This is a genomic window from Microbacterium sp. (assembly GCF_052102115.1).
GTDB lineage: Bacteria > Actinomycetota > Actinomycetes > Actinomycetales > Microbacteriaceae > Microbacterium.
The window spans coordinates 1-20,319 of record NZ_JBQDVP010000021.1 but is presented as its reverse complement, the minus strand read 5'-3'; the positions used below and the strand labels follow the sequence as shown (position 1 = coordinate 20,319).

Here is a 20,319-nt window from a genome sequence, read left to right as displayed (position 1 = left end):
TCATGCGGCATACCAATTCTCGCGGGGTTACGGCGACAGGGGACCGACCCCGCATCCTGCGCCAGAAGTCAGCCGCAGACCGCCAGGGTCCCGTCACCCGATGAAATTGGCCAGGTAGTTCACTGCGAGGAAAACCAGGAACGCCAGGCCGATAAGCGCCAGGACCAACTGCGGGATGCCGATCCGCAGTGTGCCGCGGTCTCGGTGTCGAGCGAGCAGAACCATCACGACGCCGATGAGGGGCACCGCGAGGATCGTCACGGCCTGTGCGGTGATGATGAGCTGGATCGGCACCCCACCGAACACGATCGCGATGATGCCGCCGAGGATGATCACGAGCGAGATGCAGATCTTCACGGGAAGGGAAGAGAGTCCTCCTCCATCGGCCTTGAAGACTCCGGCGAGCATCGTGCCGCCGATCGTCGAGTTTCCGATCATCGAGGAGAATGCGGCGCACCACAGCCCGATCGCGAAGAGGATGACAGCCCACGGACCGATCGGCTCGAGGATCTGGGCCAGGGCTGCGGGCGAGCTCACCGCTATGCCGGCGGGATTCAGCGTCGCCGCGGCAGCGATCATGATGACAGCAGAAAGTGCGCCGAGAATGAGCGTGCCGATGACAGCGTCTCTCCGGGCGATCTTGAAATCTGAGGGGGTCCACCCCTTCTCACGAATGAGCTGGATCTGGTACAGCGCGCCGACTACGGAGAATGTCGTAGCGGCAAGGCCGACGATGAGTGGAATCGAACCCTCGGGAATGCGCGGCACCAAACCTGTGAACACCGCGCCCATGTCCGGCTTGCTCACGACGGCGGTCGTGAGCATCGCCACGAGCATGACGAGGATGATCACGATCATGACCTTCTCCAACGCCGGGTAGAACTTCGGAATCCACACGAAGATCAAACCGATGACGGTGAAGATGATCGCGAAGATGCGCGGATCCCCTCCGAACAGAAGTTGACCGGCGGCACCCGTTCCCGCGGAGTTGCCCGCTTGGAACGAAGTGACCACCAGAAACGAACCGACTCCCACGATGATCGCGACGATGCCGGTGAGGCGATGCGCGATCGTCCCGAGGGCGCTCTTGTCCGTCGTCAGGCCGATACGAACACCGATGTTCACGAAGCACAGCATCAAGATCGTGGCGATCACCGGCACCCAGAGCAATTCATAGCCGAACGACGCGCCCATTGAGCTGGCGGTCGCTATGGACCCCGGTCCGAACACGAGAGCGGCAGTGATGAAGGCCGGCCCGATCGACGAGAAGAATCGCCTCTTCGCCGGAGCGGTCGCGGTCGATGGGGAGGAAGTCGAACTAGACATGACGCAGACTCTTTCCTGTGTGAGGGATTCCGCGCAGCGCCTGTGCTGTGCGGACGGTATTGCGGACCACGCTCTGTGCCGAGTTCCACGGTGCCGTCGTGAGGTTTTCAGAAGTGCGGGAGAGCAGAGTTCGCGCGAGCTCGGCATATCCGACTGAATGGGAGGGATCCGGATGCTTGACCTCTGCCCGGAGCAATTCGGGGGGCGTAAAGACATTTAACGAGAAGACCTCGGGCCCGGGGGACCCGCCGATGAAGATGCTGTACCGGATGAGAGACTCGTCCGGCAGCACGAGCGTGCCGGTCATCGCCGCAACCTCCTCCGAGGAGGAGCGCGAGTGGGGGGAGCGGTGCGTCCAGCCCGAGACATCGTCGTTAGCGACAGCTCCCGGGAACACGGCGTCGATCATCTCCCAGGCGTGCGTGCCGACCGTCACGAGCGTGCCGCCGCCCTGAGCCGGGTCGTCCTGCCATGCTCGATCCGGAGCCAGGAACATGTTAATGTCGTGCTGCGCGAGCACGCTCACCGCCTGCACCTCCGCGCCTCGGACGCGCTCGGCGATCGCCTCGATCGCAGGGGCGAACCGCAGCACCGAGGATGTCCCGACCCGATCAGGTGCTCCGCTGATCGCCTGTGTCCACTGGGCGAGCTGCTCGTCGGTCGCCGCGATGACCTTATTGAAGAAGAGCCGTGCCTCGGTGTCACGGAGTAGGAATTCGGCAGTGTGAGTGATCTCCTGCGGCGGCGGCGTCGCGATGACGAGGTCGGGTGCCCGTGCTGCGAGATCACCCAACGAGGAGACCAAAGGAATCTCGAATCGTCGAGCGAACTCGGCGACCTTGGACGCATCGGAGTCGTACGCGCCGACGAAAGTGATGCTCTCCCCGCGTTCCCGCAACGCGGACAAGTTCGCGGCATCTGTGAACGGATGCGAATGGGCCAGTCCCGCGAACGCGATGCGAAGCGGGTTCACGTCGGATCCTCGCGGAGCCATCGGTCGAGATTCTGCGCGACGAAATCGTCATCGTTCAGCCCTGGGTAAGTGTGGCGAACTCGTGCGATCTCCTCGGCCTGGCCGGGGGAGAGACCCTCATCCGGATTCAGACACCAGATCCCCTCGAGCAGACCCTGCTGGCGGAGGAGTTCGTGTACACCGGCGATGACACCGGCGAAATCGTGGCCGGGGTCGAACACGGCCTGATTTAGATCGGTGACGTCGACGCTCTGCCTGGCGAGCTCATGTAGAGCCTGGAGATCCCCGGCCGCTGCACGGTGCGCTCGCTCGAGTAAACGCACAGCCGCGCGCGTACCGACTGCCCATTGTCCGAGAAGTCCTCCGACGAATCGAAGCGTCCGCACGCCATCTGGTGATTCGACATGGAACTCTGAGAGCAGATCCGCCACGATGGCATCGTCATTCCCGGTGTATAGCGCGATCTCATCGGAACGCCCTGATTCGGCGATTCCCCGCACGAGCTCCAAAGTGCGGTAGCGGTCGAAGGGAGCAGCCTTCACTGCGACGACGGAGGGGATCGATGCGAACTCCCGCCAGAAATCGCGGGTGAGTGTCGGCCCACCGATCGCTGTCTGCAGGTAGAAGCCCACGAGCGGGAGCACCTCGCCCACGGCTCGAGCCCGCTCGAGCAGAGTCTGCTCCGTCGCGCCCGGAACTCGGGGGCTCACGAGCACGGCGTCATATCCGAGCGAGCGGGCGAGTTCCGCCTCCGCGACCGCCTGTTCCGTCTCGCCCGCGACGCCCGCGATCAGCACGAGACCGTCGTCCCCCCGTGCACGGACCTCGTCTGCCGCGAGTGAGAGCACTGGCTCCAACAATGCATGCTCGGGATCGCGGATCTCGAACTGGGTCGTGTGCACGCCGACGGCGAGACCACCAGCACCCGCATCGAGGTAGTAACGCGTGAGTGCGCGCTGTCGTCTAGTGTCGAGCACTCGCGCTGCCGTGAGCGCGAGGGGCTGCGCGGGGATGACGCAACCTCGCGCAAGCGTCCGGGCCGCAGCGGTTCGAAGTCGTGGGATGCTCGCCATCAGAACTTGCCGTCCCGTACGGCCCACTTTGTCGGCTTGGCGTTTAGGGGGAGTCCTTCCCGGATCCAGTTCGCCTGCCACTCGATCAATGTGTCAGCGGCGACCTCCGGATATCCGAAGGTCGCCATGCACCGACGCGAATCACTGAGCAGGGCAGTCGGCTGCGGCTCGTCGGCGATCTCGACGTTCCGGCCGAATAAGTCGCCGAACCGTCGTGCGACGGCTTCGACGCTGAGCGTCTCGGGACCGGTGAGATTGACCGTGAATACGTCTGGCGTCGCGCGGGTCAGGGTGCGCAGCACGACCTCATTCGCGTACCCCTGCCACACGACGTTCACACTCGCGGTGCTCACGGAGACAGGCACATCGGCAAACACGGCGGTGCCGATATCTGCCAGAACCCCATAGCGGAGGTCGACTGCGTAGTTCAGCCTTACGAGTGAGACCGGGGTGTCGCGTTCCTGGGCGGCGAACTCGAAGACGCGCTCGCGTCCGAGGCAGGACTGCGCGTACTCACCGAGGGGTGACGGAACGACATCTTCGGTACAGCCACCCGTGGCGGGTGAGACGAACGGATAGACGTTGCCCGTGGAGAGCGCCGAGATCGCGCTGTGCGGATAACGACGGGCTACGCGGTCGGGGAGCGCGGCGTTGACGGCCCAAGCCCACGACGGGCTCGACGCGGCACCGAACTTCGCGCCGACCATGAAGACGACGTTGTCCGCGTCAGGCAGCGAAGTCAGCTCGTCTGCCGCGACGAGATCGAACGGAACCACCTCGACACGGGACTCGGTCAGGCGGCTTCTGAGATCGGCGTCTCCGAATCGGGAGACGGCGTAAACGGTGTCGCTCTCGCGTCCTGCGGCATCAAGCGCGATGCGGGCGAGGACGGCGAGTGTGGGGCCCATTTTCCCGCCTGCGCCAAGGATCGCGATATCACCGCGGCCTGCGGCGAGATCGGCGATGAGGGCCGGACTAGGCGTGTCCAATCGTGTCTCGAGTTCTGCTTCGGAAGCGGGTCCAGGTGTCATCGGTGATCCTCCACTGCGTTGTAGCCGAAATTAAACACCACGATGTGAAAATATGCAATCATTCCTGAAGAGACGCCAGAATCATGCTCGTCACCGTCGATGCGGTTCTCCCAGTAGAGTGCGTTTACTAGAGGAGGCCGGCATGCAACAGACATCGTCCATCGCGGCGCGCATCGTTACTCGGCTCCGTGACGCGGAACCGGCAACAGTGAACGGTCTAGCGCGAACTCTCCAGGTATCGCGTACCTCGGTGGAGAACGCGATTGCGACGCTGACCGACTCCGGCATCCTCAGTTGCACCACCACGGCCGGTGCTGGCGTGGGCAGACCCTCAAGGTCTTACGCGTTCGATGCCGGTCGCGGCTGTGTTGCTGGCGTCGATGTCGGCAACGCAAGCATTCGGGTGGTGATCTCCAACCTGGGCGGTGAGGTCCTGGCTCATCGGATCGCGACGGGTGTGAGTGCGTATCCGGACGGCGCTTCGAAGCTTGCGGCAGTCGCCGAAGAAGTGCGGAGCGCACTTCGCACTGCGGGTATCCCGATGGCAAGATTGCGAGCCCTGGGCCTGTCCTTGCCCGGGATTGTCAACGATGCCGGCGTTGTACTCAACTCCGTCGTGATTCCAGAGTGGTCGGGCGCGGACATTGGTAGGCATCTTGAGGGCACGCTCGGCGCGCCCGTTGCTGTCGACAACGGCGTGCGCCTTGCTGCTGTCGCAGAGCATCATCTCGGTGCCGCGCAGCTCGTCTCGGACGTGCTCTACCTATCGGTAGGTAATCGCGTGGCGATGGGCCTGATACTCGACGGCCGTGCGCGCCGCGGGGCACACGAGATCGCAGGGGACATCGGGCGTCTTGTCATGCCAGAGCTGCAGACCGGGGCCGGGGAGATCACATGGACGAATGGCAACACCGCTGCCGAGGTCTTCGCTCGCGGGCGCGACGGCGAAATCGCAGCTCGCAACGAGATCTTGGGCTTCATCGACCGTCTCGCACGGGCGCTGGCCATCCTCATGATGGCAATCGATCCTGCGAAGGTCGTCATCGGTGGCGGGCTGTCACAGGCGCACGACGAGTTCGTCACCCCGCTGAGGGAAGCGGTCGCGCGACACTTGCGGCTCACAAGCGAGATCCCTGTCGTCAGGGCGAGGCTCGGTGACGAAGCGGCAGCGCACGGAGCTCTTGTCCTCGCTTTCCGCAAGAACTCGTCCGATATCTACGGACTGGAGCAGATGGGAGTGCCGCCAATCACACCGTGGATTGAGCACGACTCCATGGCGTGACCCGTTCGACTGCCCCTGCCCTCCCCGCGGGGCGCGCGAAGGGAGCGAAGCGGGCTCAGCCCTTGTGGCGGGGTTTGCGGAAGGGCTTGTCGTTGCGCCGGTTCGGGGCTCCGCGGTCAGCCTTGATCTGGATCAGCTGACCCGAGATGCGCGTGTCCTTCAATTTGTCCAACACCGAGGCATCCATGTTCGCCGGCAGCTCGACGATCGAGAAGTCCGGCTTGATGGTGATCGCGCCAAAGTCATCGCGGCCGAGCCCGCCTTCGTTCGCGAGCGCGCCGACGATCTGGCGCGGCTCCACGCGGTGGCGGCGACCGATCTCGATTCGATACGGAGCGTAATCGCCGCGGCCGCGCCGCTCGCGCGGCTCACGTGCAGGGCGATCGCGATTGTCGCGGGCCGGGCGGTTATCGCGCTGCACGGCGGCAGTCAGCGGGTCGTTCTCGGGGTCGAGCAGCAGCGGCGTTGCACCCTGTGCGACGACGGCGAGAGCCGCGGCGACATCCGCCTCTGGCACGTCGTGATTGCGTACGTAGTGCGCGACGATGTCCCGGAACGCTTCGATGCGGGCGGTTTCGGCGAGGGCCGCGGTGATGCCGTCGTCGAAGCGGGTGAGGCGGGTGGTGTTCACATCTTCCGTGGTCGGCAGCTGCATCTGCGTCGGCGCCTGCCTGGTCGCCTTCTCGATGCTCTTGAGCAGGTACCGCTCGCGCGGGGTGATGAAGCTGATCGCGTCGCCGGTGCGTCCGGCGCGGCCCGTGCGGCCGATGCGGTGCACGTACGACTCGGTGTCGGTGGGGATGTCGTAGTTGACGACATGGCTGATGCGCTCGACATCCAGACCACGGGCTGCGACATCGGTGGCGACGAGGATGTCGAGCTTGCCCTCCTTGAGCTGGTTGACGCTGCGCTCGCGCTGCACCTGCGGCACGTCGCCGTTGATGGCGGCGGCGGAGTATCCGCGGGCACGCAGCTTCTCGGCCAGCGTCTCGGTCTCGTTCTTGGTGCGGACGAAGACGATCATGCCGTCGAAGTTCTCGACCTCGAGAATGCGGGTGAGCGCATCGACCTTCTGCTGGTACGACACGACGAGGTAGCGCTGGGTGATGTTCGTGCTCGACGCCGTCTTCGACTTGACGGTGATCTCTTCGGCATCGCGCAGGTACTTCTGCGCGAGCCGGCGGATCTGCGCCGGCATAGTGGCCGAGAACAGTGCGACCTGCTTCTCTTCAGGCGTCTGGGCGAGGATCTGTTCGACGTCTTCGGCGAAGCCCATCTTCAGCATCTCGTCTGCCTCGTCGAGCACGAGGTACTTCAGCTCGGAGAGGTCGAGGGTGCCCTTGGCGAGGTGGTCCATGATGCGCCCTGGCGTGCCGACGACGACGTGCACGCCGCGGCGCAGTGCGGAGAGCTGCACGCCGTAGCCCTGCCCGCCGTAGACGGGCAGCACGTGCACGCCCTTCATCTTCGTCGCGTACGACTCGAACGCCTCGCACACCTGGAGCGCGAGCTCGCGGGTGGGGGCGAGGACGAGCGCCTGGGGGGTCTTCTGCGAGACATCGAGGCGCTCGAGCACGGGCAGTGCGAACGCGGCGGTTTTGCCGGTTCCGGTCTGGGCCATGCCGACGACGTCGCGTCCGCCGAGCAGGGTCGGGATGGTCGCGGCCTGGATCGGCGATGGCGTCTCATAGCCGAGGTCGCGGATCGCCTTCAGGACGGGCCCGGTGATGCCGAGCTCCTCGAATCCGGGTGTTGCGGGGGACTCGTCAGCGGGCTCGTTCACAGGTGCATCTTCAGGGGTCACTACCCAAAGGTAGCGCCCCGGGCACCTTCTTGTCTGGGAGAACGCGCTCTCAGTCGCTCCCGGTGAGAGCGACGATCTTCTCCTTGACCTGCCGACGGAGCACTTTGCCGATCAGTGACTTCGGCAGCTCGTCGACCACGAACAGTCGCCGAGGCACTTTGTAAGGGGTGAGGATTCCGCGGGCGAACGTCCGCAGCGCCTCCTCGTCGAGTTCTGCTCCGGCATCCATCACCACGGCGGCGACGACCTCTTCTCCGGAATGATCGCTCGGAAGTCCGACGACGGCGACGTCGTCGATCGATGGATGCTGACGCAGTACGTTCTCGACCTCGGTCGGCGAAACGTTGAACCCGCCGGTGATGATGAGTTCCTTGATGCGATCGACGATTCGCACGAAGCCGGTGTCGTCGATCGTCACGATGTCACCGGTGCGATACCAGCCGTCTGCGAACGCCTCCTCGGTGGCCTCCGGCTTGCCGTAGTACCCCGAGAACACCTGCGGGCCGCGGACGACGAGTTCTCCGGCTGTACCGGGCTCGACGTTCTGCGCCGGATCATCGGGGTCGACGACCCGGCACTCGGTGCCGGGCAGCGGGAGCCCTACGGTGCCCGCGACGCGATTGTCGGCGACCGGATTCGCCATGAGCACGGGGGAGCACTCGCTGAGCCCGTAGCCCTCGACGAGATACCCGCCGCTGGCCTCTTCGAACGGTACGACGAGTTCATGCGGCAACGCCATGGCACCGGAGATCGCGACCTCGGTGCCGGCGAGCGAGATGCCCTTCGCCTTCGCCGCAGCGAGCAGACGGTCGGCGATCGGCGGGACCAGCGGCAGGAACGTCGGCGGGTGCTTTTTGACCACATCGAGCACCAGGTCGGGATCGAACTTCGGGAACAGCACGAGCCGCGCGCCCATCGACATCGCGAAGGTGAGGCAGAGCGTCAGGCCGTACGCGTGGAACATCGGCAGCACGGCATAGACGACGCAGCCGTTGCCGCGCTGGATCGACGGCACCCAAGCCTGTGCCTGTGCGGCGTTGGAGAGAAGGTTGCGGTGGGTCAGCGCCGCACCCTTGGGGGTTCCGGTCGTCCCCGACGTGTACTGGATGATCGCGAGATCGTCGGTGGAGGGCTGAGGATGCGATGCAGGCAGTGGTGCAGACCCGACGATCTGCTTCCATGGGATCGCACCGCGCACCTTCTCCGTGAGAGCCGCGCGCGACTCGCGGGCCTTCGCAATCGGCAGCCGGAGTGCCGCTCGGGTGAGGAACGGCATCGCCGTGGTTACGTCAACGGAGATCAACGAGGTGACAGCGAGATCGGCGGGGAACTCTTGCACGGTCTTCACGACCTTGCTCCACACGATGGCGTGCTTGGCGCCGTGGTCCTCGAACTGCTTGCGCAGCTCGCGGGGCGTGTACAGCGGATTGTGCTCGACGACCACGGCTCCGAGGCGCAGGACGGCGTAGAAGGCGATGATGTGCTGCGGCGAATTCGGCAGCACGATCGCCACCGGGTCCCCGGCGCGGACGCCGAGGGCGTGGAGCCCGGCGGCCGCACGATCAATCGCGCTCTGCATCTGCGCGTAGGTCGTGGCGCGACCGAAGAACTCCAGGGCCGGAGCATCCGGGAAATCTCGCGCGGATGCCGCGACGATATCGATGAGCGAACCGCTGACCGGTGGAAGGTCTGCCGGAACCCCGTCGGCATAGCTGGTGATCCAGGGACGAGGGGGATCGTACGTCGTCATGGCCCCAGCCTATTCTGATCGTCGGCGGGTCGTTCGCGGAGCGCCAACTAGACTGGGGCGGTGTCTGAAATCACCCCTGATCTTGTGCGCCATCTCGGCGTGCTCGCGCGCATCCAGCTGAACGACGACGAGGTGACGCGGCTCACGGGCCAGCTCGACGCCATCGTCGACAACATCGCGAAGGTCTCGCAGGTCGCGACGCCAGACGTCGTCGCGACGAGTCACCCGATTTCGCTCGCGAACGTCTTCCGCCCTGATGAGGTCGGCGAGACGCTCACGCACGAGCAGGTGCTGCAGAACGCCCCGGATGCCGCCGACGGCCGCTTCCGCGTCACCGCGATTCTGGGGGAGGAGCAGTGAGCGACATCATCCGCCTCACCGCTGCGGAGCTCGCAGACAAACTCACGGCCGGCGAGATCTCCAGCCGCGAGGCCACCCAGGCGCACCTGGATCGGATCTCGGCCGTCGATGGGGACGTGCACGCGTTCCTGCACGTCAACGACGGTGCCCTGGCCGCAGCCGACGCCGTCGACAGCGCACGTTCGGCGGGGGCGCAGCTGTATCCGCTCGCCGGCGTTCCTCTGGCGATCAAGGACGTCCTGGTCACCACTGACCAGCCGACCACGAGCGGATCGAAGATCCTCGAGGGCTATCTGTCGCCCTACGACGCGACCGTGGTCGCACGCTCACGCGCTGCCGGTCTCGTGCCGCTCGGGAAGACGAACATGGATGAGTTCGCGATGGGCTCTTCCACCGAGCACTCCGCGTACGGCCCGACCCGCAACCCGTGGGACCTCGACCGCATCCCCGGCGGCTCCGGCGGCGGTTCGGCAGCGGCGGTGGCCGCGTTCGAAGCACCGCTGGCCCTGGGGTCGGACACCGGCGGATCGATCCGCCAGCCCGCCCACGTCACCGGCACGGTCGGCATCAAGCCGACCTACGGCGGGGTGAGCCGCTACGGCGCGATCGCCCTGGCATCCAGCCTCGACCAGGTCGGCCCCGTCACCCGCACGGTGCTCGACTCAGGTCTCCTGCACGACGTGATCGCCGGTCACGACCCGCAGGACTCCACTTCGCTCACCGACGCCTGGCCCTCGTTCGCGGATGCCGCCCGCGAGGGTGCGCGCGGTGATGTGCTCACGGGACTGAAGGTCGGGATCATCAAGGAGTTGCCCGACTCCGGGTTCCAGCCCGGCGTCGCAGCGTCCTTCCGCGCCTCGCTCGACCTGCTCGAGGCCAACGGCGCCGAGATCGTCGAGATCTCCACCCCGCATTTCGAGTACGGCGTCGCCGCGTACTACCTGATCCTGCCCGCCGAGGCATCCAGCAACCTGGCGAAATTCGACTCGGTGCGCTTCGGCCTGCGCGTCACCCCCGACGGCAGCCCCACGGTGGAAGAAGTCATGTCCGCCACTCGTGAGGCCGGCTTCGGCGACGAGGTCAAGCGCCGCATCATCCTCGGCACCTACGCGCTTTCGGCGGGCTATTACGACGCCTACTACGGCAGTGCACAGAAGGTGCGCACGCTCATCCAGCAGGACTTCGATGCCGCGTTCGCACAGGTCGACGTGATCGCCACGCCGTCGGCGCCCACCACGGCGTTCAAGATCGGCGAGAAGATCGACGACCCGCTGCAGATGTATCTGAACGATGTCACGACGATCCCGGCGAACCTCGCCGGCGTCCCCGGCATCTCGATCCCATCCGGCCTCGCTGAGGAGGATGGCCTGCCCGTCGGCATCCAGTTCCTCGCCCCGGCGCGCGAGGACGCTCGGCTATACCGGGTCGGTGCCGCTCTCGAGACCGCACTCGTCGACTCGTGGGGAGCCCCGCTGCTCACCCGCGCACCCCAGTTAGTGAGCGAGCAGAGCTCGACGAAGCTCGCAGGAGGGAACCGCTGATGGCCGCCGCGGCAAAGCTGATGGACTTCGAGCGGGCCCTCGAACTGTTCGAGCCCGTGCTCGGCTTCGAGGTGCACGTCGAGCTCAACACGAACACGAAGATGTTCTCGAATGCCCCGAACCCGGCGAACGAGAAGTATCACGCCGCCGAGCCCAACACGCTCATCGCGCCGGTCGACCTCGGGCTTCCCGGGGCGATGCCGACAGTGAACGCGACGGCGATCCGCTCGTCGATCAGCCTCGGTCTCGCGCTGAACTGTTCGATCGCCGAGTCCAGCCGATTCGCGCGCAAGAACTACTTCTACCCCGACCTCGGCAAGAACTATCAGATCTCGCAGTACGACGAACCGATCGCCTATGAGGGCTCTGTGGTGGTCGAACTCGAGGACGGCACGCTCGTGACCGTGCCGATCGAGCGTGCGCACATGGAGGAAGACGCCGGCAAGCTCACCCACATGGGTGGCTCCACCGGTCGCATCCAGGGTGCGGAGTACTCACTGGTCGATTACAACCGCGCCGGCGTCCCGCTGGTCGAGATCGTCACCAAGACGATCTTCGGCACGGACCACCGCGCCCCCGAGGTCGCCAAGGCGTACGTGTCCACGATTCGCGACATCGTGCGCAGCCTCGGAATCTCCGAGGCTCGCCTGGAGCGCGGGAACCTGCGCTGCGATGCGAACGTCTCGCTGCGCCCGCGTGCTGCCGAAGGTGAAGAGCCGGCACCGCTGGGCACCCGCACCGAGACGAAGAACGTCAACTCGATGCGCTCGGTCGAGCGCGCCGTGCGGTACGAGATCCAGCGTCAGGCGCAGATCCTCGCCGACGGCGGGACGATCACGCAGGAGACCCGGCACTGGCACGAGGACACCGGCGCGACCTCGCCCGGTCGCCCCAAATCGGATGCTGATGACTACCGTTACTTCCCCGAGCCCGACCTTCTGCCCGTGCAGCCGGCGGCCGAGCTGATCGAGGAGCTGCGCTCGGCGCTGCCGGAGCAGCCGGTGACCCGCCGTCGCCGGCTCAAGGCGGAGTGGGGCTTCACGGACCTCGAGTATCAGGACGTGCGCAACAGCGACCTGGTCGACGAGGTGGAGGCGACCATCGCCGCCGGTGCCACCCCCACCGCCGCTCGCAAATGGTGGACGGGTGAGATCTCGCGCCTCGCCAACGCGCAGGACACGGATGCCGCTGAGCTCATCACGCCGGCGAACGTCGCCGCGCTGCAGGAGCTCGTCGACGAGGGAACCCTCACCGACAAGCTCGCCCGCCAGGTGCTCGAGGGCGTCATCGCCGGCGAGGGCACGCCGCAGGAGGTCGTGGATGCCCGCGGGCTCGCCGTCGTCTCGGACGATGGGGCGCTCATCGCCGCGATCGATGAGGCACTGGCCGCGCAGCCGGACGTGATGGCGAAGATCAAGGACGGCAAGGTGCAGGCCGCCGGTGCGATCATCGGCGCCGTCATGAAAGCCATGAAGGGTCAGGCCGACGCCGCGCGCGTGCGCGAGCTCATCCTCGAGCGCGCCGCCCAGTAGCGCGTCGGTCCCCGGCATGGCGAGCGGATGTCGGTGGTCTCAGCGAGAATGGACCCATGGGGCGCGGTGACGGACGTGGCCGCATCGTCTCACCCGACGGTGCGGACGACTCCGGCACGCGCATCCTGCACGTCGACATGGATGCCTTCTACGCGGCCGTCGAGATCCTCGATGACCCGTCGCTGCACGGACTTCCCCTGATCATCGGCGCGCCGGACGGCCGCTCGGTGGTCTCGAGCGCCTCGTACGAAGCGCGGCGCTACGGAGTCCGTGCCGCGATGCCCGTGGGGCAGGCCATGCGCCTGTGCCCGACGGCGAAGATCGTCACGCCGCACTTCGATCGCTATCAGGCCGTGTCCAAGCAGGTGATGGCGGTGTTCGAGTCGATCACTCCGCTGGTCGAACCCCTGTCCGTCGATGAGGCGTTCCTCGACGTGCAGGGTGTCAGGCGGCTGTGGGGGAGCCCGGGCCGGATCGCGCAGCTCGTGCGTGAGCGCGTGCACGCCGAGGTCGGAATCACATGCAGTGTCGGTGTCGCCGCCACCAAGCACGTCGCGAAGATGGCATCGACGATCTCGAAGCCCGACGGTCTGCTGATCGTCGCGGCCGCGGACACGCTCGACTTCCTCGCGCCGCGCTCGGTCCGGGCGATGTGGGGTGTCGGACCCAAGGCTTCCGAGGCGCTCGAGGCCCGCGGTATCCGGACGATCGGCGACATTCGCGATTCACCACAGGAGATGCTCGATCGCGCCGTCGGTCCCGCGCTCGGCGCGCGCATCGCGCAGCTCGCACGCGGCGAGGACGCGCGCGCCGTCGAGACGGAGCGGGTCGAGAAGAGCGTGGGCCATGAAGAGACCTTTGACGTCGACATCGTCGACCGCGAGTTCCTGCGGGCCGAACTGCTGCGGCTCTCCGACCGTGTCGCCGTGCGACTGCGTCGTGCCGACTGGGAGTGCGGCACGGTCGCGATCAAGATCCGCTTCGACGACTTCACGACCGTGAACCGTTCGCAGGCTCTCGCCGAACCGACGTCCGTCGGGCAGCGGATCGGCGCCGCCGCGCAGAACCTGTACGAGTCGATCGATCGCCGCGACCCGATCCGCCTGGTCGGGGTGCGTGCCGAGAAGCTCCGTCCCGCTGGCAGTTCGGCATTCGCGCTGTGGGACGACGACGAACACTGGCGCAAGGTCGAAGGGGCACTCGATGATGCCAGGGCGCGCTTCGGCAGCGCCACGATCACGCGTGCCAGGCACGTCGGTCGCGGGGACGGTCGCGGTGCGGCACGCCATCCGAAGGATCACGGCGTCGATTGAGCTCCCGGCGTCATCATTCGCCCTGTAGCGTGGACTTATGCCGAACATCGCACTGGACCTCGGAAAGCAGATCGCCTCCTTCGGCGTGAAGAGCGCCTACGGTGAGCCGCAGGACGTCGACGGAGTGAGCATCACCCCTGTCGCCCTCACCTGGGCCGGCTTCGGCGGAGGCGCCGATCAGGACGAGAACGGTGGTGGTGGCGGCGGTGGCGTCTCCATTCCGCTCGGCGTATATGTTCGCCGTGAGGAAGGCTTGCGCTTCGAGCCGAACCTCGTCGCCCTGCTCGCCGTCGCGGTGCCCTTCGTGTGTGTCACCGGGCGGGCGCTGGCGCGCGTGATCCGTGCCCTCAAGAAGTAGCGATCCGCTCGCACTGGCGCTCAAGCGCGGTGCCGCGGACGTCATCGACGCGATCGTGGCTGTGGCGGCATCCAACCCAGTGGTGCTCATCGACGGACGTGCCGGAGCGGGGAAGACGACTTTGTCGCGCATGGTGGCCGCGAACTGGCCGTTGGCCGGTCGACCACAGCTGATCGCCCTCGACTCCCTCTACCCCGGGTGGGACGGGCTCGACGCCGGAGTCGAAACGGCGCTGCACGACGTGCTGCGCCCCCACGCCCGCGGTCTGTTGAGCACCTGGCGTCGGTGGGACTGGGAGCTCGATGCCGAGGCAGAGGCGCATGCCGTGACGCCTGCGCTCGGCGTGATCTTGGAAGGCTGCGGCGCGCTGAACCCCGCTACGTCTCGTCTGGCCGATGTGCGCGTGTGGGTCGAGTCGCCCCAGACATCGCGAAAGCATCGCGCGCTGGACCGCGACGGTGATGGATTCCGTCCGCACTGGGACCGTTGGGCGGCTCAGGAGGACAGTCACATCAAGCGGCATGCGCCACGGGACCTCGCAACGCTGACGGTCACGATTCCCTGATCACAGGTCCTCTGGCATGTCGTCCAGGGCATCCGCGATCGCGATGAGACCGTCGAGACGGAACGCGAGCCAGTCGTAGACGCCGTACCGCGGATCGTCGGGATCATGGTCGCCGTCATCGGCTGTGATCCCGAGCCGCGTGGCGATCACCAGGCGCAGCGTGGTCAGGGTGCGCAGCCAGGCATCGACCTCGTTGCTCCGGATCACGATCTCGAGGTGATCGTCGGACCGATCGCCCGGCGCCTCCTGATCGATGAAGGGCTCCAGCGTGCGGCGTACCACGGCGGCATCGGCGGCGCGACGATCAAGCAGGTCATCCCGGGTGGCCATGGCGAATTCGGCGGCAGCCTCGGCATCCCCGGGGTAGGGGCTCGGGGTGAGGCGGGCGAGGCCCGGGTCGGCCGCCTCATCGCTGTCGGCGATCACGGCGGTGAGCTCGTCGACGAGGCCGGCCAGATGCATGCCCTCGATGGGGGCGAGGGGGAAGCGGAACTCGGTGGTGCTCACATCGGGGCCTTCCGTACTGTCGCCCAGAGGCCGTAGTCGTGCATGGCCTGCGCATGCACCTCCATCGTCTCGCGCGGGCCGGTGGCGACGATGGCATGGCCGTCATGATGGACGGCGAGCATGAGCGTTGTGGCATGCTCGGCCGAGTAGCCGAAGTAGGTCCGGAAGACGCGAGTGACATAGCTCATGAGGTTCACCGGATCGTTCCAGACGACCACCTGCCACGGCTCCAGGGGAGCCGCCTGCAGATCCGTCGCCTCATCGAGGTCCGGTGCCGAAAGCGGAATGCTCATGCCCATCCCATCTCATGAAGTTGGTCGTCCGGGATCCCGAAGAAGTGCGCGATCTCGTGCACGAGCGTCGTGTGCACCTCATCACGCAGTTCGGTCTCGTCCGCCGCCTGTGCGAGATGCGGCTCGCGGTAGAGGATGATCCGGTCGGGCAGCTCACCCATGCCGTAGTGCCCGCGCTCGGTGAGGGCGAGCCCGTCGTAGAGTCCGAGCAGGTCGAGACTGCCGTCCTCGGGACGATCCTCGACGACGAACACCACGTTCTCCAGCCCCTCGACCATCTCGTCGGGAAGCAGATCGAGCTCGTCGACGACGAGTTTCTCGAAGGTCGCAGCATCCATCTCCATCGTCGTCCAGCCTACGCGGGTGCGGGGCTCAGTGGACGAAGAGCAGGAGGGCCGCGACCAGCAGGAACAACGATCCGAAGAGGGCATTGAGGGCGCGGAGGCCTCGGCGCGTTCGGGTGAGTGCTCGGAACGGTCGAGCCGCGGTTGCGAAGAAGCCCCACATCACGATCACGTCGACGCCGATGACCGTGCTCATGAGGATCAGATACTGCGGCAGCGCCGGTTCGTCGAGGCGGACGAACTGCGGCACGAACGCCAGAAAGAAGACGATTGCTTTGGGATTGAGGACGTTCACCCAGAAACCGCGGCGAATCATCGAGAACCGGCCTTCTCGCGGGGGAGCAGATCCGTCGGATGCTGCCGGCTCCGGCACTCTCGCGAAGATCATGCGGATGCCGAGAAAGACCAGGTAGGCCGCACCCGCATAGCGGACGATGTCGAACAGTACTGGTGACCGGGCGACGAGGAGACCGACCCCGGCTGCGACGATGACGACGTGCACAATCAGGGCGAGCTGCTGGCCGATGACGCCCCACACCGAACGGCGCCAGCCATGGGCGAGCGCGTTCGACATCGTGTTGATCGCGCCAGCACCCGGAGTGAGACTGATCACGACTGATGCGGTGAGCAGGGAGAGCCAGACGGTCAGCGACACGGATGGATCCTCTGACAACGATTGGGGTCCCTACGTAGACAGTTCTCAAACCCTTCCCCGAAGCTAAAAACGTTGATTTCCCGCTGGAAACGAGGGGTATACCGGGTATCTCAGCGGGTCGATAGCACCCCGATTGAGGACGTTCGGGGGCCAGTCGTAAGGACGATTGGGAATCCTCAAACCTTTCTCACTCCCTCAGAAGTGGATCGTCTGGTCGATGATTACCTCGCCGGACTCAGCGTCGGATACCTGGCTCAGAAGTATGGTGTGCACCGCGCCACAGTTTCGAAGCACCTCACCCGGAACAACGTCGTGCGCCGCCAGCCTGGACTCACAATCGACGAAACCGCTGAGGCAGTGAGGCTTCACGGTGGCGGTATCTCAATGCGCGCCATCGCACGGACTCTCGGCGTTGATCGCAAGCGGGTACGCTCAACGCTCGCCTCTGCTGGTGCGCTGGAAGAGAAATCTATGGTGAGTTCTACTTGAATTGGAAGGTCTTGTAGGAGCTTTCCACGTTGAAGCGCTTCCCGTCCTTACGTTTCTGCACATAAGCCGCGATCGTGTCGATGTCATTGGGCCGCATGCCGAGCGCGCGGCATTTCGCTCGAACTTGCTCGACCGTGACGTCTCGCCAACGATCGGGCCGATTCATCATGTCTGCGCGAAGCTTGTCTTCTTCATTCCATTTCAGACCCGAGTCATACCCGGCGGCCATGCGGGCAACGTACTCCAGAATCCCGTCGATGCCGTTTGGGAGAGGCTCAGTTGCGACCACATTCTCAACTCTGGCCGGCACGATTGTCTCGCCAGGCAGCAGAAATGTCGCGTTCGAGTCTTCGATCGGGACTGCGGATGTGGGTGGCGTCCCCCGGGCCGAGCGGGACGCCACCCATGCACTCAGTCAGAGACGACCCGTGTGGGCTCCCCGGTCTTATAGATCAGCGTGCCCAACGGCGGCACGTTTCCCGGGCTGAGGATGTGCGTGAGCGCACGACGCGGTGACTCTGCACGCTCCAGGCGCTCAAGCCAAGGCTTCCAGGCTTCCGCCGCGAGTCGAAAGAAAGTGGGAGACCCCTGGAACCACTGCTCGAAGAGGTGCCCATGAGCTGATTCGTCGAGGTCGCCGTTCTTTCGCGCACCCGACAACAGCTCGGCCAGCAGGTAGTACTGCATCGGAGTGAACCCGGCCCTGTGCAGATCCGCGGCCGTGTCCTTCCAGATCTTGGGGGCCCGGGTGCCTCCGTTCATGACGCCACCTGCGATGAAGTTCATCACCGTTACACCCGGGAACCAGGGACAATGGTCGACCATATAGCGAGACCACAGGGGTCGATCCGCTTCAGGCACCTCGCCCCACCCCTCCGCAGGGTTGAGGTCATCTGCTGCGCCAGCGCCGGAGCCAACAAGGGAAATAGACATAGGAATGATCCTTACCAGAGCCCAACGTGCGCACACGCGGGCATCCATCGACTTGCGTGAACGGTTGCTCACGCCGGTTCTTCCCCTGGGGCACCCCGCTCGATGGAGAGGGTTGCCGTGCAGCCAGCCAGGTACCGAAAGCTACAACTCTTGAACCTGCAAAGACCGTACCACGGTCGTCGGACATTCTGCCGGGGCCACTCGGAAGCACTCGCCGAGTCCAGTGTGGTGTCTGGCTCAGACATCCAGCTGTGCGTAGAGCACCGAGAGGTCTGCCCTCGAACACAGCAGTTGCGGCAGGTGTTGTTTCGTGGCATCGAGCACCAAGAGCGCGCTCGGTGGCTCAACTTTGGTGCTGGCTTCACCAGAGAACAGATTGATAGCCTCCAGTACGGTCGCTGAAGGCGTGAGCATTTCGAGGCGGTCGCCGGTCTCGGCGAACTCCAACACTTCGCCGATTGTGGCAGTTCCGACGATGTCGTGCTCGATCAGGCTGGGTGCGAGATGCCGAGCCACGGCATTGGTAGTAATGAGACGGTAGGACTCACCGTCCCGCACCGGCGCCTGCGAGAAGCTCTTCTCCACCACGAGAGATAGAAACGCACTAATACTGTCTTCCAACTCGAAAACCTGGGGCCGCCCGTAATCGGAGAGCGCATTTACCAGTCGAGGCGGTCTCAGCAGATCATCGCGGATCTTCTCAATACTGTGCACGGTGTCTTCGCGAGGGTCCGCGATCGGTTTTCCTCCCAAACGCTTTCCGTGCGCAATCGCATTCCGTAGCTTCGCGTACTGGCGGAGCGAGTCCTTCTGACGCTGTAAGAGCGTGGTGGAACTAGTGAGCATCTCCCCGAACGGTGCCCAGTCATCACCCTTTTCCCGACGACCTTGCTGTTGCGCAAGCTTTTCTTCTATCTCAGAAAATGCGTTGAGGAATCGCTCGGCATTCGACTCGGTCACAGCAATTCACCCCATCTTTTATGCGCTTCAAGAACAGCGATACGTTAAGCCTAGCGAGATATCGTGTAGGCGCTTGGGCTTCACCGTTGAAGCAACCTCGAACACGCGCTCAGATTGATCGACTGGTCTCGGGATGTCGTCGCACGTCGGGAGGACGGTGCGTAACCCTTCGTTGCGTCAGCTGGACGATGGTATTGACAGCTGTCTCGGCACGGGCACGGTGAATCGGCCTGACTTTCGTTCCTAGCGGGAGCCTTGTCCGGCAGGTGTCGGACTGACTGATTCCAGGTCAGCGTAGTACGCCTCCTCGACCTCGATCGGGGTGCGCATGTCGAGCTCGCCGTGGAGGCGGTGATTGTTCCACCACCACACCCACTCGAGTGTCGCCAGCTCGACCTGCTCAACGGTGCGCCAAGGTCCTTGCTGACGGATCAGCTCGGTCTTGTAGAGGTTGTTCACGGCTTCGGCCATCGCGTTGTCAAACGAGTCGCCGACGGTCCCTGTCGATGGGACGGCGCCGAGTTCGACGATCCTCTCCGTGTAGACCATCGCGGTGTAGTTCGACCCATGATCCGCATGATGAATCAGCCCGTCGAGGCGCCCGCCGGCGCCCCACGCGGCCATGTCGAGTGCCGGCATCGGCAAGATCTCGGACCGCAGCGTCGACGCCACGTTCCACCCCACGATTCGGCGCGAGTAGACATCGGTCACGAACGCGACATACGCGAACCCGGACCACGTCGCCACGTAGGTCACGTCGCAGACCCAGAGCCGCCTCGGCGCCGGTGCGGTGAAGCGGCGGTTCACGAGATCGCTCGGCAACGCAGCCGTCTTGTCGGTGCGCGTGGTGAACACCCGCTTCGACTTCTTCACGCCCCGCACTCCGGCCAGCCGCATGAGGCGCTCGGTCTGGTCGCGGCCGATCTCCCACCCTTGCCGGCGCATCAGCGCGTGCATCTTGCGGCGCCCGTAGACGCCGTAGTTCTCCGCGTGCAACCGGGCGATCTCCGGGACCAGGAGGTCGTCACGCAGCTGTCGCGCCGAGGGTGCACGGCCGAGGGCGGCGCGGTAGCCGCGCGCGGTGAGGAAGCCCTGGACTGCCGGCCGAAGGACACGGCAGATGAGCTCGACCCCGAAACGATCCCGGTACTCATTGATGAACCGGATCATCTCGATCAGGGGCGGTCGAGCTCCTTCGCGAAAAACACGCTCGCAGCCTTGAGGATCTCG

At 65.3% G+C, this 20,319-nt stretch carries 21 protein-coding genes, 1 riboswitch and 1 other annotated feature; of the genes, 7 read left to right on the top strand and 14 right to left on the bottom strand.

Annotated elements, in window-relative coordinates; genetic code table 11:
• Positions 1-93: 93 nt before the first annotated feature.
• From ACTICP_RS08520 to ACTICP_RS08505, 4 genes are all read right to left on the bottom strand, one after another.
• Positions 94-1,326 carry an Nramp family divalent metal transporter gene (locus ACTICP_RS08520; RefSeq protein WP_441891369.1) on the bottom strand — a complete coding sequence of 411 codons (1,233 nt, stop codon included), beginning with the start codon at positions 1,324-1,326 and terminating at the stop codon, positions 94-96.
• Entirely contained in the window at positions 1,319-2,299 is a 981-nt protein-coding gene (locus ACTICP_RS08515) for a hypothetical protein (protein ID WP_441891367.1), read from the bottom strand. The genes ACTICP_RS08520 and ACTICP_RS08515 overlap by 8 nt, the downstream gene beginning before the upstream one ends.
• On the bottom strand, positions 2,296-3,276 hold the full coding sequence (locus tag ACTICP_RS08510; protein ID WP_441891365.1) for a dihydrodipicolinate synthase family protein: 981 nt from the start codon (positions 3,274-3,276) through the stop codon (positions 2,296-2,298). The genes ACTICP_RS08515 and ACTICP_RS08510 overlap by 4 nt, the downstream gene beginning before the upstream one ends.
• Positions 3,277-3,371: 95 nt before the next feature.
• The gene (locus ACTICP_RS08505) at positions 3,372-4,280 is read right to left on the bottom strand and encodes an NAD-dependent epimerase/dehydratase family protein (RefSeq protein ID WP_441891363.1); all 909 of its coding nucleotides are present in this window, start codon (positions 4,278-4,280) and stop codon (positions 3,372-3,374) included.
• A gap of 373 nt (positions 4,281-4,653) precedes the next feature.
• On the opposite strand from ACTICP_RS08505, the gene ACTICP_RS08500 reads away from it, so the two are divergent.
• Entirely contained in the window at positions 4,654-5,685 is a 1,032-nt protein-coding gene (locus ACTICP_RS08500; RefSeq protein ID WP_441891361.1) for an ROK family protein, read from the top strand.
• Positions 5,686-5,740: 55 nt separating this feature from the next.
• Here the strand turns inward: ACTICP_RS08500 and ACTICP_RS08495 are convergent, their stop codons facing one another.
• Positions 5,741-7,468, bottom strand: a complete 1,728-nt coding sequence (locus ACTICP_RS08495) for a DEAD/DEAH box helicase (protein WP_441891359.1) — start codon at positions 7,466-7,468, stop codon at positions 5,741-5,743.
• A 70-nt stretch (positions 7,469-7,538) separates the two neighbouring features.
• Positions 7,539-9,239: a long-chain-fatty-acid--CoA ligase gene (locus ACTICP_RS08490; protein ID WP_441891357.1), complete on the bottom strand. Its 1,701-nt coding sequence runs from the start codon at positions 9,237-9,239 to the stop codon at positions 7,539-7,541.
• Between the two features lie 60 nt (positions 9,240-9,299).
• Between ACTICP_RS08490 and gatC the strand changes: the two genes are divergently transcribed.
• From gatC to ACTICP_RS08460, 6 genes are read left to right on the top strand one after another with little or no spacing between them, the layout of a single operon-like run.
• Complete coding sequence (gene gatC / locus ACTICP_RS08485) at positions 9,300-9,599, top strand: Asp-tRNA(Asn)/Glu-tRNA(Gln) amidotransferase subunit GatC (protein ID WP_441891355.1); 300 nt, start codon at positions 9,300-9,302, stop codon at positions 9,597-9,599.
• Positions 9,596-11,140: an Asp-tRNA(Asn)/Glu-tRNA(Gln) amidotransferase subunit GatA gene (gene gatA, locus ACTICP_RS08480; protein WP_441891353.1), complete on the top strand. Its 1,545-nt coding sequence runs from the start codon at positions 9,596-9,598 to the stop codon at positions 11,138-11,140. The genes gatC and gatA overlap by 4 nt, the downstream gene beginning before the upstream one ends.
• Entirely contained in the window at positions 11,140-12,672 is a 1,533-nt protein-coding gene (gatB, locus tag ACTICP_RS08475) for an Asp-tRNA(Asn)/Glu-tRNA(Gln) amidotransferase subunit GatB (RefSeq protein ID WP_441891351.1), read from the top strand. The genes gatA and gatB overlap by 1 nt, the downstream gene beginning before the upstream one ends.
• A 56-nt stretch (positions 12,673-12,728) precedes the next feature.
• Positions 12,729-13,985 carry a DNA polymerase IV gene (dinB, locus tag ACTICP_RS08470; protein ID WP_441891349.1) on the top strand — a complete coding sequence of 419 codons (1,257 nt, stop codon included), beginning with the start codon at positions 12,729-12,731 and terminating at the stop codon, positions 13,983-13,985.
• 37 nt (positions 13,986-14,022) lie between these two features.
• Positions 14,023-14,343 (top strand): hypothetical protein, encoded by a 321-nt coding sequence (locus ACTICP_RS08465; protein ID WP_441891347.1) that lies wholly within the window; start codon positions 14,023-14,025, stop codon positions 14,341-14,343.
• Positions 14,327-14,908, top strand: a complete 582-nt coding sequence (locus ACTICP_RS08460; protein WP_441891345.1) for a hypothetical protein — start codon at positions 14,327-14,329, stop codon at positions 14,906-14,908. Before ACTICP_RS08465 ends, ACTICP_RS08460 begins: the two co-directional genes overlap by 17 nt.
• On the opposite strand, the gene ACTICP_RS08455 is transcribed toward ACTICP_RS08460, so the two are convergent.
• The 8 genes from ACTICP_RS08455 to ACTICP_RS08420 form a co-directional block, all read right to left on the bottom strand.
• A complete protein-coding gene (locus ACTICP_RS08455; protein ID WP_441891343.1) occupies positions 14,909-15,415 on the bottom strand; it encodes a DUF2017 family protein in 507 nt (168 codons plus the stop codon).
• Positions 15,412-15,708 (bottom strand): ATP-dependent Clp protease adapter ClpS, encoded by a 297-nt coding sequence (gene clpS, locus ACTICP_RS08450; RefSeq protein WP_441891341.1) that lies wholly within the window; start codon positions 15,706-15,708, stop codon positions 15,412-15,414. Before clpS ends, ACTICP_RS08455 begins: the two co-directional genes overlap by 4 nt.
• The gene (locus ACTICP_RS08445) at positions 15,705-16,052 is read right to left on the bottom strand and encodes a metallopeptidase family protein (RefSeq protein ID WP_441891339.1); all 348 of its coding nucleotides are present in this window, start codon (positions 16,050-16,052) and stop codon (positions 15,705-15,707) included. The genes clpS and ACTICP_RS08445 overlap by 4 nt, the downstream gene beginning before the upstream one ends.
• A 28-nt stretch (positions 16,053-16,080) precedes the next feature.
• The gene (locus ACTICP_RS08440) at positions 16,081-16,707 is read right to left on the bottom strand and encodes a LysE family transporter (RefSeq protein ID WP_441891337.1); all 627 of its coding nucleotides are present in this window, start codon (positions 16,705-16,707) and stop codon (positions 16,081-16,083) included.
• Positions 16,708-17,188: 481 nt separating this feature from the next.
• On the bottom strand, positions 17,189-17,485 hold the full coding sequence (locus tag ACTICP_RS08435; RefSeq protein ID WP_441891335.1) for a hypothetical protein: 297 nt from the start codon (positions 17,483-17,485) through the stop codon (positions 17,189-17,191).
• A gap of 122 nt (positions 17,486-17,607) precedes the next feature.
• A complete protein-coding gene (locus tag ACTICP_RS08430; RefSeq protein ID WP_441891333.1) occupies positions 17,608-18,129 on the bottom strand; it encodes a hypothetical protein in 522 nt (173 codons plus the stop codon).
• A gap of 43 nt (positions 18,130-18,172) precedes the next feature.
• A riboswitch (SAM riboswitch) is annotated at positions 18,173-18,285 on the bottom strand.
• An 81-nt stretch (positions 18,286-18,366) separates the two neighbouring features.
• A complete protein-coding gene (locus ACTICP_RS08425; RefSeq protein ID WP_441891331.1) occupies positions 18,367-19,089 on the bottom strand; it encodes a hypothetical protein in 723 nt (240 codons plus the stop codon).
• 243 nt (positions 19,090-19,332) lie between these two features.
• The gene (locus tag ACTICP_RS08420; RefSeq protein ID WP_441891329.1) at positions 19,333-20,259 is read right to left on the bottom strand and encodes an IS3 family transposase; all 927 of its coding nucleotides are present in this window, start codon (positions 20,257-20,259) and stop codon (positions 19,333-19,335) included.
• Positions 20,182-20,298: a sequence feature (AL1L pseudoknot), on the bottom strand. (Overlaps the previous gene by 78 nt.)
• Positions 20,299-20,319 lie beyond the last annotated feature (21 nt).

Coding starts and splice junctions, on each gene's coding strand:
- ACTICP_RS08520 (WP_441891369.1), bottom strand. CDS start 1,326: ATGTCTAGTTCGACTTCCTCCCCATCGACCGCGACCGCTCCGGCGAAG.
- ACTICP_RS08505 (WP_441891363.1), bottom strand. CDS start 4,280: ATGGGCCCCACACTCGCCGTCCTCGCCCGCATCGCGCTTGATGCCGCA.
- ACTICP_RS08490 (WP_441891357.1), bottom strand. CDS start 9,239: ATGACGACGTACGATCCCCCTCGTCCCTGGATCACCAGCTATGCCGAC.
- gatB (WP_441891351.1), top strand. CDS start 11,140: ATGGCCGCCGCGGCAAAGCTGATGGACTTCGAGCGGGCCCTCGAACTG.
- dinB (WP_441891349.1), top strand. CDS start 12,729: ATGGGGCGCGGTGACGGACGTGGCCGCATCGTCTCACCCGACGGTGCG.
- ACTICP_RS08465 (WP_441891347.1), top strand. CDS start 14,023: ATGCCGAACATCGCACTGGACCTCGGAAAGCAGATCGCCTCCTTCGGC.
- clpS (WP_441891341.1), bottom strand. CDS start 15,708: ATGAGCATTCCGCTTTCGGCACCGGACCTCGATGAGGCGACGGATCTG.
- ACTICP_RS08445 (WP_441891339.1), bottom strand. CDS start 16,052: ATGGAGATGGATGCTGCGACCTTCGAGAAACTCGTCGTCGACGAGCTC.
- ACTICP_RS08430 (WP_441891333.1), bottom strand. CDS start 18,129: ATGTCTATTTCCCTTGTTGGCTCCGGCGCTGGCGCAGCAGATGACCTC.
- ACTICP_RS08420 (WP_441891329.1), bottom strand. CDS start 20,259: ATGATCCGGTTCATCAATGAGTACCGGGATCGTTTCGGGGTCGAGCTC.